At 67.3% G+C, this 17,940-nt stretch carries 14 protein-coding genes; 6 read left to right on the plus strand and 8 right to left on the minus strand.

Going from position 1 to position 17,940, the window contains the following annotated elements; translation table 11 throughout:
- The first annotated feature begins 310 nt into the window (after window positions 1-310).
- Window positions 311-2,254, plus strand: coding sequence for an acyl-CoA dehydrogenase family protein (locus tag D456_RS0101860; protein ID WP_017574445.1), 1,944 nt, complete (start codon window positions 311-313; stop codon window positions 2,252-2,254).
- A 61-nt stretch (window positions 2,255-2,315) separates the two neighbouring features.
- Entirely contained in the window at window positions 2,316-3,551 is a 1,236-nt protein-coding gene (locus tag D456_RS0101865) for a winged helix-turn-helix domain-containing protein (RefSeq protein ID WP_017574446.1), read from the plus strand.
- Window positions 3,552-3,984: 433 nt separating this feature from the next.
- Here D456_RS0101865 and D456_RS0101870 read toward each other — a convergent pair whose 3' ends face one another.
- Entirely contained in the window at window positions 3,985-5,127 is a 1,143-nt protein-coding gene (locus tag D456_RS0101870) for an acetyl-CoA C-acetyltransferase (RefSeq protein ID WP_026115486.1), read from the minus strand.
- A gap of 197 nt (window positions 5,128-5,324) precedes the next feature.
- Here D456_RS0101870 and D456_RS0101875 point away from each other — a divergent pair, with 197 nt between their 5' ends.
- Both D456_RS0101875 and D456_RS27010 read left to right on the plus strand, forming a co-directional pair.
- On the plus strand, window positions 5,325-6,467 hold the full coding sequence (locus tag D456_RS0101875; protein WP_017574448.1) for an acyl-CoA dehydrogenase family protein: 1,143 nt from the start codon (window positions 5,325-5,327) through the stop codon (window positions 6,465-6,467).
- A 33-nt stretch (window positions 6,468-6,500) separates the two neighbouring features.
- Window positions 6,501-6,668: a hypothetical protein gene (locus tag D456_RS27010; RefSeq protein WP_017574449.1), complete on the plus strand. Its 168-nt coding sequence runs from the start codon at window positions 6,501-6,503 to the stop codon at window positions 6,666-6,668.
- An 84-nt stretch (window positions 6,669-6,752) separates the two neighbouring features.
- On the opposite strand, the gene D456_RS0101885 is transcribed toward D456_RS27010, so the two are convergent.
- The 3 genes from D456_RS0101885 to pdxH form a co-directional block, all read right to left on the minus strand.
- Window positions 6,753-9,017 carry an ATP-binding SpoIIE family protein phosphatase gene (locus D456_RS0101885; protein WP_017574450.1) on the minus strand — a complete coding sequence of 755 codons (2,265 nt, stop codon included), beginning with the start codon at window positions 9,015-9,017 and terminating at the stop codon, window positions 6,753-6,755.
- 149 nt (window positions 9,018-9,166) lie between these two features.
- The gene (locus tag D456_RS0101890) at window positions 9,167-9,865 is read right to left on the minus strand and encodes a metal-dependent transcriptional regulator (protein WP_017574451.1); all 699 of its coding nucleotides are present in this window, start codon (window positions 9,863-9,865) and stop codon (window positions 9,167-9,169) included.
- A gap of 359 nt (window positions 9,866-10,224) precedes the next feature.
- A complete protein-coding gene (pdxH, locus tag D456_RS0101895; RefSeq protein WP_026115487.1) occupies window positions 10,225-10,884 on the minus strand; it encodes a pyridoxamine 5'-phosphate oxidase in 660 nt (219 codons plus the stop codon).
- Window positions 10,885-11,818: 934 nt separating this feature from the next.
- On the opposite strand from pdxH, the gene serC reads away from it, so the two are divergent.
- Together serC and D456_RS0101905 are read left to right on the plus strand one after the other, a co-directional pair.
- A complete protein-coding gene (serC, locus tag D456_RS0101900) occupies window positions 11,819-12,949 on the plus strand; it encodes a phosphoserine transaminase (protein WP_017574453.1) in 1,131 nt (376 codons plus the stop codon).
- A 153-nt stretch (window positions 12,950-13,102) separates the two neighbouring features.
- Window positions 13,103-14,098 (plus strand): glycerophosphodiester phosphodiesterase family protein, encoded by a 996-nt coding sequence (locus D456_RS0101905; protein ID WP_017574454.1) that lies wholly within the window; start codon window positions 13,103-13,105, stop codon window positions 14,096-14,098.
- Between the two features lie 170 nt (window positions 14,099-14,268).
- Here D456_RS0101905 and D456_RS0101910 read toward each other — a convergent pair whose 3' ends face one another.
- From D456_RS0101910 to D456_RS0101920, 4 genes are all read right to left on the minus strand, one after another.
- Complete coding sequence (locus tag D456_RS0101910) at window positions 14,269-14,652, minus strand: septum formation family protein (protein WP_239643756.1); 384 nt, start codon at window positions 14,650-14,652, stop codon at window positions 14,269-14,271.
- Between the two features lie 85 nt (window positions 14,653-14,737).
- Window positions 14,738-15,307, minus strand: coding sequence for a hypothetical protein (locus D456_RS27365; RefSeq protein ID WP_239643752.1), 570 nt, complete (start codon window positions 15,305-15,307; stop codon window positions 14,738-14,740).
- A 43-nt stretch (window positions 15,308-15,350) separates the two neighbouring features.
- Window positions 15,351-15,641: a DNA/RNA non-specific endonuclease gene (locus D456_RS26785; RefSeq protein WP_083904485.1), complete on the minus strand. Its 291-nt coding sequence runs from the start codon at window positions 15,639-15,641 to the stop codon at window positions 15,351-15,353.
- A gap of 82 nt (window positions 15,642-15,723) precedes the next feature.
- Entirely contained in the window at window positions 15,724-17,586 is a 1,863-nt protein-coding gene (locus D456_RS0101920) for a DNRLRE domain-containing protein (RefSeq protein WP_017574457.1), read from the minus strand.
- Window positions 17,587-17,940 lie beyond the last annotated feature (354 nt).

Genomic DNA, 17,940 nt, shown 5'->3' on the forward strand with positions numbered 1-17,940 from the left:
CCCCGGGGGCAGGCCGACAGGTGTACGCCCCGGTGCGGCCGTCCTCCGCACCGGGGCGTCGCGACTCCCAGCATGCGCTCGGTGGTGTGTGTCGCACGGGGTGGGACGGCTGACCCCCCGTCGGGGTTCGCATCGGGTCAAAGGTTTTTTCCGGAGAACCCGTGGGATCGATCACCGAACGTGAGGGCCGCGGGGAGCAGGACAGGCCGGACACCCTCCGCAGGGGCGTGCACGGTGAGCGTCAACGGACACGCCACAGGGTAGGGAGTGTGAGGCAGGACACACCCCTTCCCGCGACGAGGTGAGTGTCATGGCCGAACCACGGTCCGCCGACCACGGGGCCCAGGTCGACGAGAAGCAGGCCCGGTCCGTCGCCGAACAGGCCCGCGAGAGCGGTTGGGAGCTCCCGGGTTTCGCCAAGGAGCTGTATCTGGGCCGGCTACGCCTGGACCTGGTCCACCCCTTCCCCGAACCCGGCGAGGAGGCCCGGCGGGACGGTGAGGCCTTCCTCGGGGAACTGCGCGCGTTCTGCGCCGAGATCGATCCCGCCCGCATCGAGCGTGAGGAGTGCATCCCCGACGAGGTCATCGACGGCCTGCGCCGGATCGGGGCCTTCGGTATGAAGATCCCGGCCGAGTACGGCGGGCTCGGACTCAGCCAGGTCTACTACAACCGGGCACTCACCCTCGTTGGGTCGGTGTGTCCGGCCCTCGGCGCGATGTTGTCGGCGCACCAGTCCATCGGTGTGCCCCAGCCCGTGCGGATGTTCGGCGACCAGGACCAGAAGACGAGTTTCCTGCCCCGGTGTGCCCGTGGCGACATCAGTGCGTTCCTGCTCACCGAGCCCGACGTCGGCAGCGACCCGGCCCGCCTGCACGCGACCGCCGTGCCCACCGAGGACGGATCGGCCTACCTGCTGGACGGCGTGAAGCTGTGGACGACCAACGGTGTGGTCGCCGACCTCCTCGTGGTCATGGCGCGGGTGCCCGAGGGTCCGGGCCACCGCGGCGGGGTCAGCGCCTTCGTCGTGGAGGGCGACAGTCCCGGCATCACCGTGGAGCGCCGCAACCGGTTCATGGGTCTGCGCGGGATCGAGAACGGCCTCACCCGCCTGCACCGGGTCCGGGTCCCGGCGGAGAACCGGCTCGGCAAGGAGGGGCACGGTCTGCGCATCGCCCTGTCCACGCTCAACACCGGCCGCCTGTCCCTTCCCGCCCTGTGCGTGGGTGCCGGGAAGTGGTCGACCAGGATCGCCCGCGAATGGGCTCGCGAGCGGGTGCAGTGGGGGCGCCCCATCGGCGAGCACGAGGAGGTCGCCGGGAAGATCTCCTACATCACCGCCACCACCTACGCGATGGACGCGATGCTGGAGTTGACCGGGCAAATGGCCGACGAGGGCCGCAACGACATCAGGATCGAGGCGGCCATCGCCAAACTGTGGGCCTCCGAGCACGCGTGGACCATCGCCGACGAACTCGTGCAGATCCGGGGCGGGCGCGGGTACGAGACTGCCGAGTCCCTGGCCGCACGGGGTGAGCGGGGCGTTCCGGCCGAGCAACTGTTGAGGGATCTTCGCATCAACCGCATCTTCGAGGGCGCCACAGAGATCATGCACCTGCTCATCGCCCGTGAGGCGGTGGACGCGCACCTGTCGGTGGCCGGCGACCTCGTCGACCCCGACACCGGCACCTCCGACAAGGCCCGCGCGGCGGCCCGCGCGGGCGGGTTCTACGCCAAGTGGTTGCCCACACTGGCCGTCGGGCAGGGGCAGACGCCCTCGGCCTTCGGGGAGTTCGGTCCGCTCGCCCCGCACCTGCGGTACGTGGAGCGCACCAGCCGCAAGCTCGCCCGGTCCACGTTCTACGGCATGTCGCTCTGGCAGGGGAAGATGGAGGTCAAGCAGGCCTTCCTCGCCAGGCTCGTGGACATCGGCGCCGAACTCTTCGCGATGAGCGCGGTGGTGGTGCGTGCCCGCCACGACGCCGATCACCACCCGGAACGCGGGTCGGGGCCCTTCGAACTCGCCGACGTGTTCTGCCGACAGGCCCGACGGCGGATCGCACCGCTGTTCGAGGCGCTGTGGTCCAACACCGACGACGTGGACGGCAAGCTCTCCCGTCGGGTCCTCGGCGACTCCTACACCTGGTTGGAGGAGGGCGTGATCGATCCTTCCCTGCCGGGCCCGCTCATCGGCGGATCCGAACCGGGGCCCTCGTTGGAGGAGGACCAGCACCGCCGGATGGGCGGCACCTGATCCTGCCCTCCCCGGTCCGCGGACCGCGGGGGATGTCGGTACCCGGCGTTACGGTGACGGCATGGCCGACCGACACCCCCGCAGCGACTCCGTGCTCTCCCTCCCGCAGGCCCGCCGAATCGCGATCGCCGCACAGGGACTCACCGATCCGCGCCCTTCGGGCACACCCACCCTCACCCATCTGGGACGGGTCGTGGGCCGGACCGGGCTGTTCCAGATCGACAGCGTGAACGTCCTCTCACGCAGCCAGTACCTGCCCGTCTTCGCGCGCATGGGCGACTACGATCCGGCGCTGCTGGACCGGGCCGCCACCACCGCCGCAGAGTCGAGCCGGGCCCGTCTCGTGGAGGCCTGGGCGCACGAGGCGAGCCTGGTCCCGCCCGCCACCAGGCAGTTGCTGCGTTACCGCATGGACGCCAACCGTCAGAAGCGCGGCACGTGGGTCTCCCGTGTCCTCGACGAGCGCCCGGGACTGGTCGGAGCCGTGACGGACGAGGTCGCACGCCTCGGCCCGTCCACCGCACGGGAGGTGGAGAGGGCGCTCGCGCAGGAGGCACCCCGCACCAAGGAGCACTGGGGCTGGAACTGGTCCGGCGTCAAGCGGGCCCTGGAATACGGGTTCTGGGTCGGAGACCTGTCCTCGAACGGTCGCAACACCCAGTTCGAGCGCCGCTACGACCTCACCGAGCGGGTTCTGCCCGCCGAGCACCTGAACACACCGCAGCTGGGGCCCGAGGACGCCGCGCGCGAACTCGTCGCGATCGCAGCACGGTCCCACGGGGTGGCGACCGAGCCGTGCCTGCGCGACTATTTCCGGCTGCCCGTGCGCCTGTCCCGGCCTGCCGTGGCCGACCTCGTCGACTCCGGTGAGCTCGTGCCGGTCACGGTACAGGGTTGGGAACGCCCTGCCTACCTGCACCGGGACGCCCGGGTTCCGCGCACGGTCGACGCACGGGCGCTGCTGAGCCCGTTCGACTCGCTGGTGTGGACCCGTGGACGGGCCGAGGAGCTCTTCGGGTTCCGGTTCCGGCTGGAGATCTACGTGCCCGCACCCAAGCGTGTGCACGGGTACTACGTGTTGCCGTTCCTGCTCGGCGAGGGCCTCGTGGCCCGGGTCGACCTCAAGGCCGACCGCAGCGCGGGTCTCCTGTTGGCCCGACGTGTCACGCTCGAACCCGGAGCACCCGACGAGACGCTGCCCCGGCTGCGGGAACAACTCGAGGCGATGGCCGCCTGGCTGGGCCTGGAACACGGGATCTCCGGCCCGGGCCTGCACTTCCCCGTCACCGGTCCGTGAGCCCCCTGCTCATGCGCCACACGTGAAGTCCATGACCTCGCGCATCAGCTCTTCGCCTGCTCTCCACCCGGGGAGTGTTCTTCAGAAGGCTTTCGGATCAGCGAGCGGCCGTCGTCCCTACTGTGCCTTGCCCCGCAAACTCGGCAGGATCCCACAGCCGGGCCCGCCTGGTTGTGCTTCACGAGCACAGAGACACAGCGAGAAGCAGCCTGGTGGTTCCGCGGAAACACTGCCCGCCCGGCGGCGCACCCGTCGAGGGTGGTGGCGGGCGACGGTGCGGGACCGGAATGATGCAAAACACGACCCGGTCCGACTCAGAACGGCATCCGAGATGCAGGCATGCAGGGATGCATACGGACGAGAACGTTCCCGGCCCGGGACGCAGAGAGGTCCGTGCCTCTGAGCGGAGGCACGGACCTGGAGCGCGACCGGGTCAGACGCGCTCGACGATGGTGACATTGGCCTGGCCACCGCCCTCGCACATGGTCTGCAGGCCGTAACGGCCGCCGGAGCGCTGCAGCTCGCCGACCAGCTTGGTCATCAGCACCGCGCCGGTGGCACCCAGGGGGTGGCCCAGCGCGATGGCTCCACCGTTGGGGTTGACCTTGGCCGGGTCGGCGCCCAGCTCCTCGATCCAGGACATCGGCACGGGCGCGAAGGCCTCGTTGATCTCGGTGACGTCGATGTCGTCGATGCTCAGGCCGGCCTTCTCCAGCGCGACACGGGTCGCGGGGATCGGCGCGGTGAGCATGTAGACCGGGTCGTCGCCCACGAGGGAGAGCTGGACGACACGGGCCACCGGCGTGAGGCCGTACTTCTTGACCGCGGCCTCGGAGGCGATGAGCACCGCGCCGGCACCGACGGAGATCTGGCTGGCCACGGCCGGGGTGAGGTCCCAGCCCTCACGCAGCGGCTTGAGTCCGGCCATCTTCTCCATGGTCGTGTCGGCACGCACGCCTTCGTCCTGGCTCACACCGGCGATCGGGGCGATCTGGGCGTCGAAGTGGCCGCCCTCGAGTGCCTTGCCGGCGCGCTGGTGGCTCTCCAGGGCGAACTCCTCGAGCTGCTCGCGCTTGTAGCCCCACTTCTCGCACATGAGCTGTGCACCGCGGAACTGGGAGATCTCCTGCATGCCGTAGCGCTCGACCCAGCCGTCGCCGTACAGGCCGAGGTCGTTGTCGAGGGCGAACTGGACGTTGGCTCCCATGGGAACCATGCCCATGTTCTCGACGCCGGAGGCGACGACGAGGTCCTGGGTGCCGGACATGACGCCCTGAGCAGCGAAGTGCAGGGCCTGCTGGGAGGACCCGCACTGGCGGTCGATGGTGACGCCGGGGACGTTCTCGGGCAGGCCGGCCGACAGCCAGGCCGTGCGGGCCAGGTCCAGGGCCTGCGGGCCGACCTGGCTCACGCAACCCATGATGACGTCCTCGACGGCTTCGGCGTCGACATCGGTGCGCTCGACGAGCTCCTTGAGCACGTGCGCCCCCAGGTCCGCCGGGTGCACGCCGGCGAGGGCGCCCTTCTTCGTGCCGACGGGGGTGCGTACGGCGTCGACGATGTAGGCCTCGGCCACGGGGTCCTCCAAGGGGCGCGGAATGACGGTTCTGAACCGAACTGTATTCGGTTCTGCTGCCGTGGCAAGTCCCCGCCCCCGCCAATGCGACCCGCCCGGCCCCCGCCCGCTCCGACCCGGCCCGGCCCTTCTGTACCGAATCAGATTCGGTTAACGTGTTGCCACACCACCGTGATCCCCGACACCCGGAGCAGCTCATGAAGCGGGACCTGTTCGACTCCGACCACGACCTCTTCCGCGAGTCGGTCGTGGAGTTCCTCGAACGCGAGGTCGTCCCCTTCCACGCCGATTGGGAGAAGGAGGGGATCGTCCCCCGCGAGGTGTGGACCAAGGCCGGCCAGGTGGGGCTGATCGGTCACGGCGTACCCGAGGAGTACGGCGGGACCGGCCTCGACGACTACCGGTACAACACGATCGTCAACGAGGAGGTCTGCAAGGCCCACGCCAGCGGGTTCGGCGTCACACTCCAGAACGACGTCATGGCCCCGTACCTGGTCGGTCTCACCAACGACGAGCAGAAGCAACGGTGGCTCCCCGGGTTCGCGAGCGGTGAGCTGATCGCCGCGATCGCGATGACCGAGCCCGGCACCGGCAGTGACCTGCAAGGCATCAAGACCAGCGCGGTCCGGGACGGCGACGACTTCATCGTCAACGGGCAGAAGACCTTCATCACCAACGGCATCAACGCCGACCTCGTCGTGGTGGTCTGCCAGACCGACCCGGACGCCGGCTCCCAGGGGTTCTCCCTCCTCGTCGTCGAGCGCGGCATGCCCGGGTTCGAGCGCGGCCGCAACCTCGACAAGATCGGGATGAAGGCCCAGGACACCGCCGAGCTGTTCTTCGACGACGTCCGTGTACCGGCCGAGAACATGATCGGCACGGAGGGCCTCGGTTTCATCCACCTGATGGAGAACCTGCCCCAGGAGCGGCTGTCCATCGCCACCTGCGCGGTGGCCTCGGCCGACTTCATGCTCCAGCACACCATCGAGTACTGCCGCGAGCGCACAGCTTTCGGCCGACCTATCGGTCGGTTCCAGAACACCCGTTTCACCCTGGCCGAGTTGGCGACCGAGGTGGATCTGGCGCGAACCTACGTGGACCGGGCCGTCGAGCTCCTGAACAGGGGCGAGCTCACCGTCGAGGACGCGGCGAAGGCCAAGTGGTGGACCACCGAGATGTGCAACCGGGTCATGGACCGTTGCCTCCAACTTCACGGCGGGTACGGCTACATGATGGAATACCCCGTGGCTCGGGCCTGGCAGGACTCGCGTATCCAGACGATCTTCGGCGGCACGACCGAGATCATGAAGGAGATCGTCGGACGCGGACTGGGCCTGTAGCGCCAAACCCCCGGGAGAAGGGTCGGAGCGTTCATGACCGGTGCGTGGGACGGCCTCATCGTGATGGGCCTGCTGGTGGTCCTGCTCGTGATCGGTGTGCGTTGGCTCCGGCCCAAGGTCCACGTCCCCTGGAGCACCAAGGCGATCGTGGTCTTCTTCGTCTTCCTGTGCCTGTTGCTGTGGGCGTGGTCCTGGCGTTGAAGGCCCGGTACCGGGCCGAGGGCCGAGTACTGAGGGCCCTCGCGCGAGGCCGCGGGCCGGCACGGCCGACGGAGGGCCGTCTCCTCAGCCCTCCTCGGAGCTGTCCTCACTGAACAGCGGCATCTCGAACCACACGGCCTTGCCGTCCGGGGTGGGGCGCGACCCCCAACGGGTCGCCAGCTGCTCCACCAGGTACAGTCCCCGGCCGCCCTCGTCGTCCGCGGCGGCGCTGCGGATCCGCGGCAGACGCAGATCGTTGTCGAAGACCTCCACCCACATGGTCTCGGCACCACGGCGCAACCGCAGCAGGAACTCCTTGTCGGCGGGGTCCTCCGCCGTCTCTTCCTCCTCGGCCGCCTCCAGGAGGTCGGTCCAGTCCTCGTCGAACTCGTCCTCGCCGGATTCGTCCACCGGACTCTCGGAATCGAAGACCCCACTGCCGTTGAACGCACGGTGCACCGGGCGCGGTGTGGCATGGATGACGACGTTGGTGACGATCTCCGACACCAGCAGACAGGCCAGCTCCGCCTGGTCCCGGTCCATCCCCCATTCATTGAAGGTCTGGGCGGCCAAGTGGCGGGACTCCCCCACGGTGGAGGCATCGGAACGGAACCAGCCCTCGCTCACCGCGAGCTGGTCGGAGTTGGTGCGCACCACCAACAGCGCGGCGTCGTCGTCGAGCTCGCCCGGAACGCTGTTGACCGCGGCCTCGGCGATCTGCTCGACGTCCTTGTCCGCGACCTCGGCGATCCGGTCGGTGATCCGCGTCAGCGCCCTCTCGGGGTCGGGCCGACCACCGGCGGGGTGGCGGTCCACGAGCCCGTCGGTGTACATGGCCAGGGTCGCGCCGGTGGGCAGACGCAGGTTCGCCTGGTGGTAGACGATGTCCTCACCGGAGCCGCTCCTGGCGCGCACGCCGAGCATGCGGTCGGGCAGCGCCAGTTCCAGGGGTTGGACGGAGTCGGAGGTGACCAGCAACGGCGGCGAGTGTCCCGCGTTGGCGTAGGACAGCTCCCTGGACCAGGCGTCGTAGACCATGTACAGGCAGCTGACGCTCGGGATCCAGGTGCCGCCGTTGCCGTCGGGCTGACCGAGCTGGCGCACCCACTCGTCGAGCTCGCGGAGGATGTCGGCGGGTTCGCGGTCGGCCTGCGCGAAGGCACGCAGAGCGGCGCGCAGCTGTCCCATGACGGCGGCGGCATACGGGCTACGGCCCTCGACGTCGCCGATGACCAGACCCACACGTCCGGCCGACAGCGGGATCGCGTCGTAGAAGTCTCCGCCGACCTGGGTCCGGATCCCGCCCCCGTGCGTCTGCAGGGGCGCGGCAGGCAGGTACCGGTGGGCCACGGTCAGACCGTCGAGCTGCGGGAAGCTCCGCGGCAGGAGGCTGCGCTGGAACGCGAGCGCGGTGGTGCGCTCCTCCTCGTAGAGCCGCGCGTTGTCGATGGCCAGGGCCACCCGGGAGGCGATCGCGCCGACCAGATCGCGGTCGAACCCGCCGTAGGTGTTCTTCTGGCGCAGGGAGAGCCTCGACAGGGCCAGGGTGAGCACGCCCAGCACCTCACCGCGTGCCCGCAGCGGGGCGGCGATCACGGAGCTGATGCCGACCTGGCGGGAGACCCGGTCGGAACGGTCGTTCGGCGAGTTCGCGAAGAGGTGGTCGCTGCTGACCACGGCCTCCAGGCGGCGCAGCGCCCGGGTCACGAAGTGGCGTTCTGGGTAACGGACCTCCTCGCCGAGTCCGACCCAGGTGTTCGGCGGAGGGGACCACCCCTCGGAGTGCACCGACACCTGTCTGATGAGGCGGTCGTTCTCGTAGAGGTCGATGAAGCAGTGGTCGGCGAACTGCGGGACGAGGATCCCGGCCACACCCTTGACCGTGGAATCGAACTCCAGGGATCCGGCGAGGCGGCTGCCGATACGCTCCAGCAGGCCGTACTGCTCCTCCACCCGGCCGCTGCGCAGCGCCTCGCGGGCGATGAGGGTGATGCCGTCGATCTCACCGGTCTCGTCGTCGCGCACGGGCACGGCCTGGGCACGGACGTGTATCCAGGTGGAGTCGCCGCGCAGGACCGCGAACGTGCCCTCCCAGGGCTCGCCGCGCAGCACACGGCGGGCGAGCTGGCTGGCGTGCTCGCGGTCGGAGTCGTGGATACCGATGTCGAGCAGGGACAGACCGGCGTGGTCGCGTCCGTCGACGAAGCCGAAGAGCTCGCGGGCGAAAGGGTTCCAGTACCGAAGATAGCTGTGCCGGTCGATGACGACGATGGCGATCTGCGCCTGTTCGACCACGGCGGCCGTGGTGAGAGCGTCGCTCTCCCGGGAGGGCTCACCCCACCGTGTCATCTAGCCGCCACCTCGCCGTCATGAGCTGCACACATGCCCGCTCCGGGTACCCCGAACGACCGCACCTACGGCTGAGCGTAGCAACACCGTCAACGCTTGCGCAGGCATTGTCACAATCCTGATGAGCAGTCACCGTTCCTGGCGGGATCTCAAGGTTTGGCGACGAAGATGTGCCCGGCCACGTCGCCGGGCAGCACCGAGTCACCGTCCTCGCCGGTGATCCGGACTCCGCCGTCGGACGCACACATCACGACGTCCTGTCCCGGTCGTACCCCGGCCAGCCGCAGTGTGCGCATGATGTCGGCGTCCGATTGGATCTGTTCGCTGATCCGCCGCACCGTGACCGTGGCCTCCTTGCCAACGGCCGCGTCGACCATGGGGACGATGGAGTCGTCGGTGAAGGGTTCCGGAGAGTAGTCGGCCAGGCCCAGTTCGTCCAGCCCGGGGATGGGGTTTCCGTGCGGGCACACCGAGGGCGCGTTCATCAGGGAGACGAGGCGCTCCTCGACCGCTTCGGAGATCACGTGCTCCCAGCGGCATGCCTCGATGTGCACGTCCTCCCAGGGCAGACCGATGACGTCGACGAGCAGGCGCTCGGCGAGACGGTGTTTGCGCATGACGTGCGTGGCCAGCCGGCGGCCCTCGCTCGTCATCACCAGATGACGGTCGTTCTCGACCCGTAGCAGGCCGTCGCGCTCCATCCGGGCCACTGTCTGGCTCACCGTCGGCCCGCTCTGGTGCAGGCGCTCGGCGATGCGCGCACGGAGCGGGACGATCCCCTCTTCCTCAAGCTCGAAGACCGTGCGGAGATACATCTCCGTCGTGTCGATCAGCCCGTGTGCGGTCACGTCTCCCCTCCCAAGGCTCAGTGCCCGGCGCGCGTTGACGGCGGACACGGCAGATCTCTCACAACACAGGCCGGGACGGCGTGATTCCCAGTGGCTGGCGGGGAACGGGGCGTCCACAGGGCCGCGGGAGCGACCACCGTTCGATCCAGCATATCGCGGCGCGACTGTTGTGCATCTCGGACGGACTCACGATGTGGACACGGTCAGGCCCGTAAACACCACGGTACAAGGGTTCCGGGTTCAGTGCCGACCGACCCCCGGGACCGGAGGAGGAGGTGGCCGGAGCTGCCCGCCCCACACCGTGGAGGCCCCTCCCCCGCCTCGAACACATGCACGAAAGGACGAAGATCACTCCCGGGTCAGGGGGCCAGGCGCTCGATGGCCCACGGTTCGTCGCCGTCGGGGTCCCACAGGTACTGGAACCGGTCGTGCATCCGGTCGGAGCCTCCCTGCCAGAACTCGACCTCCTCGGGAACGAGCCGGAAACCGCCCCAGTAATCCGGCCGGGGGATCTCGCGGCCCGGCTCCCACACGCCGTCGAACCCCTCGTAGAGCTCTTCGAGCTCGGCACGGCCGGTGACCGGGGAGGACTGCCGCTCACTGGCCCAGGCACCGATGCGCGAGCCCCGCGGACGGGAAGCGAAGTAGCGGTCGTTCTCCTCGTCGTCGAGGCGTTCCACCCGCCCTGCCATGAGGACCTGGCGGCGTATCGGGTGCCAGGGGAAGACGACACAGGCGCGCGGGTCGGTCTCCAGGGCGCGGCCCTTACGCGAGGTGTAGTTGGTGAAGAAACGGACACCGGCACCGTCGTAGCCCTTCATGAGCACGGTGCGCCCGCGCGGAAGGCCGGACGGCTCGACCGAGGCCAGCACCATGGCATTGGGTTCGGGCAGGCCGAGGTCGTAGGCCTCCTCGAACCAGAGATGGAACTGGGACATGGGGTGAGCGGCCAGCGTGGACCTCCGCAGGGGACGGCCGCGGTAGGCCCTTCGCAGGTCGGCTGGGTTCGGGTGCTCCACGCGGTCATCCTCTCGCGCGGAGCACCTGCTGCGTCAACGGGACCCACTGGTCGAGTGCGCGTGCCCGGTGGGCCGGTGGCAGGTGGGTGGCCCAATGGACTGGTGGCAGGTGGGTGGTGTTCGTCGGAGCGTCGAGCGTAGCCCGGCCGGGGCTCCTCGCAACCCGCTTCGGCGCCACCCCCTACATGTCCGGCTTCCGCTGAAAGTGCGGTTCGCGGATGGTTGGTGCGGGGCGCCTCGGGGTGTGCGGTCCACCCCTTCCCCGGGCCGGCCCGCTCTCGCCGCCGAACACCCAACGGCCGCAGACCAACCATCCGCCCGAAGAAATGGGGGACCCAACCGCCAGCCCCCAGGGGCGGGTCATTGCGGTCACCCCAGGGGGAGGAAAGCGCCCACCACCCCCGGCACCACAAGAAACCCCAGAGACCAGCCCCAACCCACCACAACGCCGCACCCTCCAGCAGACCCCAGACCCCAGACCCCAGGCGCCCGGCACCCGGCACCCGGCACCCGGCACCCGGCACCCGGCACCACAAGAAACCCCCGTCACCGAACCCAAGAACGAGCTCACCCAACAACCACTCCCCCATTCCAAGAATCCCCCATCCCCGCCCCAGCACCACAGAATCGCCCGATTCCTGCGCCCGTTCCCGAATACCGGGCCGGCCCGTCCACTCTCCGGCGCTGCACTACGCGGCGCGGGAGGAGCGAACCCCCGAACGGGCTGTGCACCGCAGCGGCGCACGAGCATGCAGACCCCTCGGGCCGGGGGATCGACCCGAGCGGGCTGACCTGCCCCGATCATGGACAGGAGAAGGCGCGGGAAACAGAACTCGCCATGCGCACTTCACATTTTCTCACCCCGAATCCACAAAGTTTCACATTCTTGGTTGCCACCCCCTGCCTCCCGGCGAACAGCGCCGCCACTACGCTGGTGGACGTGACAGACGAGATCGAGATCCCCGCGAACCTGTTGCCCGCCGACGGCCGATTCGGAAGCGGCCCGTCCAAAGTCCGCACCGCACAGCTCGACACGCTGGCCTCCTCCGGTCCGACCTACATGGGCACCTCTCACCGCAAGAAGCCGGTGAAGTCCCTCGTGGGCCGCGTGCGCGAGGGCGTGCGCGACCTCTTCTCACTGCCCGACGGCTACGAGGTCGTGCTCGGCAACGGCGGCACGACCGCGTTCTGGGACATCGCCGCGCACGGTCTGGTGCGCCAGAAGTCCCAGCACCTGTCCTTCGGCGAGTTCTCCAGCAAGTTCGCCAAGGTCGTCCAGGGCGCACCGTGGCTGTCCGAGCCGAACGTCATCACCACCGACCCCGGCACCCACGGCGAGCTCTTCGCCGAGGCCGGTGTGGACGCCTACGCGCTCACGCACAACGAGACCTCCACCGGTGTGGCCGCGCCCATCGCCCGTGTGACGGGTGCCGACGAGGACTCGCTCGTGCTCGTGGACGCCACCAGCGGTGCCGGCGGCCTGCCGGTCGACATCGCCGAGACCGACGTCTACTACTTCGCTCCGCAGAAGAGCTTCGCCTCCGACGGCGGCCTGTGGATCGCAGTCATGTCGCCCCGAGCGATCGCACGCGCCGAGGAGATCGCCGCCTCCGGCCGCTACATCCCGGAGTTCTTCTCCCTGGACACCGCGATCACGAACTCCCGCAAGGACCAGACCTACAACACCCCGGCCGTGGCCACGCTCCTGCTCCTGGCCGAGCAGCTCGAGTGGATGAACGGCAACGGCGGTCTGAAGTGGGCCGTGGACCGTACCCACGAGTCCTCGTCGCTCCTCTACAACTGGGCCGACCGCACCGAGTTCACGTCGCCGTTCGTCGCCGACCCGGCGAAGCGTTCCCAGGTCGTGGGCACGATCGACTTCGACGACTCCGTCGACGCCGCCGCCGTGGCCCAGGTGCTGCGCTCCAACGGCGTGGTGGACACCGAGCCCTACCGCAAGCTCGGCCGCAACCAGCTCCGTATCGCGACCTTCCCGGCCGTGGAGCCCAGTGACGTGGACGCCCTCACCAAGTGCATCGACTTCGTAGCGGGCAAACTGTCCTAGTTCCCGCCGTCCCGGGCGAGCGGTCCAGTCTCCGCTCAGGGCGTTGCACAATGGTGGCCGGTCCCCGAACGGGGCCGGCCACTCCCCTTTCCCAGGCTCGTTTTTCGCAGGCCCTCTTCTCGCAGGCTCTGCCCGACCCAGGACGGTCCGACTGTGCGCAGGAACAAGAAGGAACCCCCGATCAAGATCATCTCCCACCGGGGCGCCTCGGGGCACCGGCCCGAGCACACCCTCGCCTCCTACGAGTTGGGGGCACGCCACGGGGGCGACTTCATCGAGATGGACCTGGTCTCGACCAGCGACGGCGCACTGGTCTGCCGGCACGAACAGGAGATCGGCGGGACCACGGACGTGGCCGACCGTCCCGAGTTCGCCGACCGCCGCACCACCCGCACCGTCGACGGGCGCGAGACGGAGGGGTTCTTCGCCCAGGACTTCACTCTGGCCGAGATCAAGACCCTGCGCGCGGCCGAGCGCATGCCGAAGGTGCGCCCCGACAACGCGGTCATGGACGGCATCTACGAGATCCCCACCCTGGGCGAGGTCATCGGGCTCGCGAAGTCGCTGACCGCGGAGCTGGGCCGTCCGATCGGCATCTACCCCGAGACCAAACACCCCGCCCACCACGTCGCGCAGGGCCTGGAGCTGGAGCCGACACTCATCGCCGAGCTGCGGGCGGCGGGTCTGCACGGGGAGGAGCCCGCGGTTCCGGTGTTCCTGCAGTCCTTCGAGCCCGAGAGCCTGCGCAAGCTCGCCGAGACCGGCCTGCCACTGGTATTGCTCATGGGCACCGAGGAGCACTGGCTGCACTACACGACACCGGACGGCCTGGCCGAGGTCGCCTCGTTCGCGCACGCGATCGGCCCGCACAAGAGTCTGATCGTCCCGACCGACGACGAGGGCAACCCGGGCGCGCCCACCGAGCTGGTCGAGCACGCGCACGAGGCCGGACTGCTGGTGCACCCGTTCACGTTCCGCAGCGAGAACCACTTCCTGCCCGCGAACCTGCGCTCGGAAGGTGCCTCCACCGAGTACGGGGGGTTCGCGGCCGAGTACGAGGCCTTCTTCGAGATCGGAGTGGACGGGATCTTCAGCGACTTCTCCCGCCACGCGTTCCTGGCCCGGGAGTTCTTCCTCGACCCGCAGTGACCACCCAGGGCGCCGTCCCGAAGGGGGCGGCGCCCGGGAGATGGCCCTGGGCTCCGTCCCTGCGCCAGGTGTGCGGACGGAAGAACATCAGATCGACGTCGCACGAGGGAACGGGTGTTTCATCCCAAGTGGCCAGGGTGCCCCCTTGATCGATGACCAGTACCGAGGCGTCATCGGTTCGCATCCTCCAAGGAGCCCGTGACATTGCCACCCGGCGCGTGCGCAACACAATAAAGCGATCGGTCACCCTGTTCCTCCCACAGCGTGGCACTGGGGATGCTCACCGAGGCGTACAGCTCGGAACGGTGATACTCGGTTCCCACGAAATCCTCGAAGGTCCCGCCTTCGCAGGTCTGCGCAGCCGTGTTCATGAGTTCTCTCATCCCGGGGTACTCGCCGCTCGGAAGCGTTTCAACGTGGAAGACCTCGGTCCCGTGCTCCTGCGAGCAATCGACTGCCTCCGAGGCCAGCGCCTCACGTTCTGCCATCATCGCGAACGCAGTGCCGTCATACGGCAGGCAGTCGCCCACGGACAGCTCGCCTTCCCCGAACACAGCGGACAAGCCCCAAACGCATCCAGCAAGGGCGGCCACACCCCCAGAGGCCAGGACCAGCCGCCTCCCGAACCTCTTACTCACATCATATCGAGATTTCATCCGTCTCCTGCTCGAGATCCATCCCCACGAAAAAATCCTCCATGTAAGGTATCCTGACCTCCCCGCTATCCATCTTCACCAAGAGCTCACAGATACCTCCCTCGAACTGCCACCACTCGCCCCCGATGTCATGAACAATAGTCCACCCTCCGATCACTTCATCAAAGAAAAGCAACAAGTCCCGACCATCGACCTCACCAATAGCGAAAACATTATAAGGATTTCGACTCAGAATAACCGAGGCATCCACCCACCTCCCAAAATCCTCTCCAATATATATCCCACAAAAGGGTTCAATGACTTCATATGTGTCCTCATTGCGCCTCTCAATAAACTCCCCAACACCCATTTTAACCCGAGGGGTAGCATTTACCCTGATAACAGTTTCATCACCACCCCACCCAATAATAGAACCGTATGATTTCATCAAGAAAACAAGATCATCAGGAAGGGCCCTCCCCAGACCCTCCTCCACCGGCGCACGATCGAACAGCGGGACCGAACTCGGCTCCCCGAGTGTTTCAGAAAATCGGTCAAAAAATACCTGATACATCCTACCTACCCCCTACACACGGCACACCATGAAGCGCGACAGGTTAATATTCATTTGAAATGCAAGAATCAATCCGAAGGCCATCTTCCCCTGTGGCCTGAATATGAATAAAAGATGGGACATTGGTGTCACTTCCATAAACTGGGCGAACTGAATATATAACATCCTCCCCCGAATTAACGGAATCTCTCACTCTGCGCTCATAGCGTTCCATGACGGGGAAATTGGCTCTACGGTGAAGGTTGACAAGGTTTCTCGCATCTGATCCGCTCCCTCCGAGCTGCCGACCGAGAAGATGCCCCTTGTTGTAGGCGTAGCCCTTTTTTTCAGGCATTTTCGGATGGTGCTTTGGAGTTGTAGGGTACCCAGGAATGACACCCGCAGCTGAACTGGGCTTACTTCCCCCCTTCAGGTCTTCAGGGGAGCAGAACTGCTTGACGACTCCGCTGCGCCGGTCCTCGGTGTCGATATAACCGTAGTTCGTGTACGGCACACGGCACACCCCAGGCCGCAAAGGACTGCGCCTCGTGTGTCATGTCGAACTTGATGGTCCATGTCCCCGGCGGCAGCGGGTCGATTTCGGCATTGATGTTCACGCTCTCCCCGGTTGCCACGTTGCTCGGCACCGGTGTCGTGGGAGCGACGTGGTAGATGCGGTCACCGTCCTCATCGAAGACCTGGTAACTGAGTTCGTAACCGTTGTCCGGGGTCCACGTCTCCTTGCCTCGGTTAGTGACACCGACCTCGACGCTGGTCCCCCGGTTGGGGTGCGGCGCCGGGTCGAGTTCCGGGGAATCCTGCACAAAGGAGTAGTCGGCCCGATAAGGGCTGTAGGTGACCGTCATGTACGGCGCGCCCCAGGATTCCCGGCTTCCGAACTTCTTCCAGCCCGAACTGCTGGTCTCGGAGGCACGCACGGTCAGGCCATGGTTGTCCTTGTCACCGTCGACCCAGGCTTGCACCAGGTCCCGGCCCTGCGAACCGAGGTCGATGCCTTCGTAGCGGGCCGGGCAGGAACTGCTGGATGCTCCCACAGGCATCCATCCGCGGGCGAAACTGTTCTGCCCCAGGGCGGTGGAGTTGTAGCTGGGGCCCGGGAAGTCGGAAACGGACCGGTGGTTCCAGGACTGCGTCACCTCGTGAACGTGAACCGGGGACGGCGTACACGAGTACGACCAGTGGTTGAACAGGTACAGCTGGGCGCCGTAGATCTTGTGGTGGCGTAGCTCGCTCACCAGGGAGCTGAACTTCAAGTAGGAGGCGGCTCGGTTGGAACCGTTGTCGTACGTACCGGCTTTGAGTTCAGTATCGGTGTGCCGCGGGGTGTTGAACCCACTCTGGACGTAGGTGTCTTGGGAGGCGTTGTAGTTCCATGATGCTGTGGGGTCCACCCCGACCTGGTAGACGCGGTCATCGTCGGTCAACCAACCATGGTCGGCGGTGACTTCCAGTACCCACTGCCCGTCCTCCTCGAACAAGGCGAACTCGACCGCTTCGGACCACGCTCCATTACCGGACCGAGGGTCGATATCGGAGTCCTCCATATAACCCGCCGGGATGTGACCGGCGTTTTCTCCGTCCGAATCGACCAAGTCGATACTGCCGTCGTCGAGGAGCTCGGGGATGAGACCATCCAACTCCAAGGGAAAACGCCACGTGGCGTCTTCGGGGCTCTCCGGAACCTCGTTGAGCCAGATGGTCTCCTTCACGGTCCCCCCGACCAGGGACTCCAGTTCGATGTCGGCCCCGGGCAGGGCGTCTTCGTAAAGGATGCTGTCTTCGTCCCCGTCGAGGACCTCACCCTCGACGCCCGCAGCATCTTCCAGAGAGAAAACCAGGCTGTGGTGTTCGTCCAGTTCCATCCGGGCCAACTCACCGCTGCCCGCGTGTGAGGCGAAGGCGAGGTCCCGCGAGTCCGCGGAGTTGGCCCAGGTCGCGGTATTCTCCGGAACCAGACTGGTGTCAATCCTCTCCCAGGAACCGTTCGCGCCCTCGAAGTGGAAAGGCTGCAGCGAGAAATCGGTGGACAGGGTGCCGTCCTCGTTCTCGAAGGTACGGGAGAACTCTTCGCGTTCGTCGACGGCCTCCTCGCTGGTGTCCTCGTCGAAGCCGGAGACGTCCGGCTCGTCCTCCTCGGGCTGTGCGGGCGCTTCTGTTCCCTCCAGACCCGGGGGACGCATCGGATCAGCGTCCTCGGGCAGATCGGGCCACTCGCGGGGCAGCGCCTCGTCCGGTACATCGGCATCCGAGGACGAGCCGTCGGGATCACCTTCGACCACGGCGCTTTCGGATCGGTGTGTCCGATCGGACGCGGAGCCGTCCTGCTGTTCAGGCGTATCGACGTCAGCCGCCGAGGCCGGCGTGAGCCGCGGCATGGTCAGGTGCGGGGCAATGATGACAGGGAGTCCGTCGCCAGTAGCGCCAACGCCATCCCCACTGCCGTGAGCTTCAAGCAGGAACTTCGCACGCCGCCATGAGCAGCATCCGCCCCCGATCGCCCGCCAACACCCCCGAGGTCGGCTTGCTTTCCGGTCGTCACCACCGGTCACCTCCCGATTCCATGGCGGGCCACCCACGGAATCGGACACACTTCTCCTGCGTTTCCACACTTCCCTCTGAAGCCCGTGAATTTG

Source organism: Nocardiopsis kunsanensis DSM 44524 (assembly GCF_000340965.1).
GTDB lineage: Bacteria > Actinomycetota > Actinomycetes > Streptosporangiales > Streptosporangiaceae > Nocardiopsis > Nocardiopsis kunsanensis.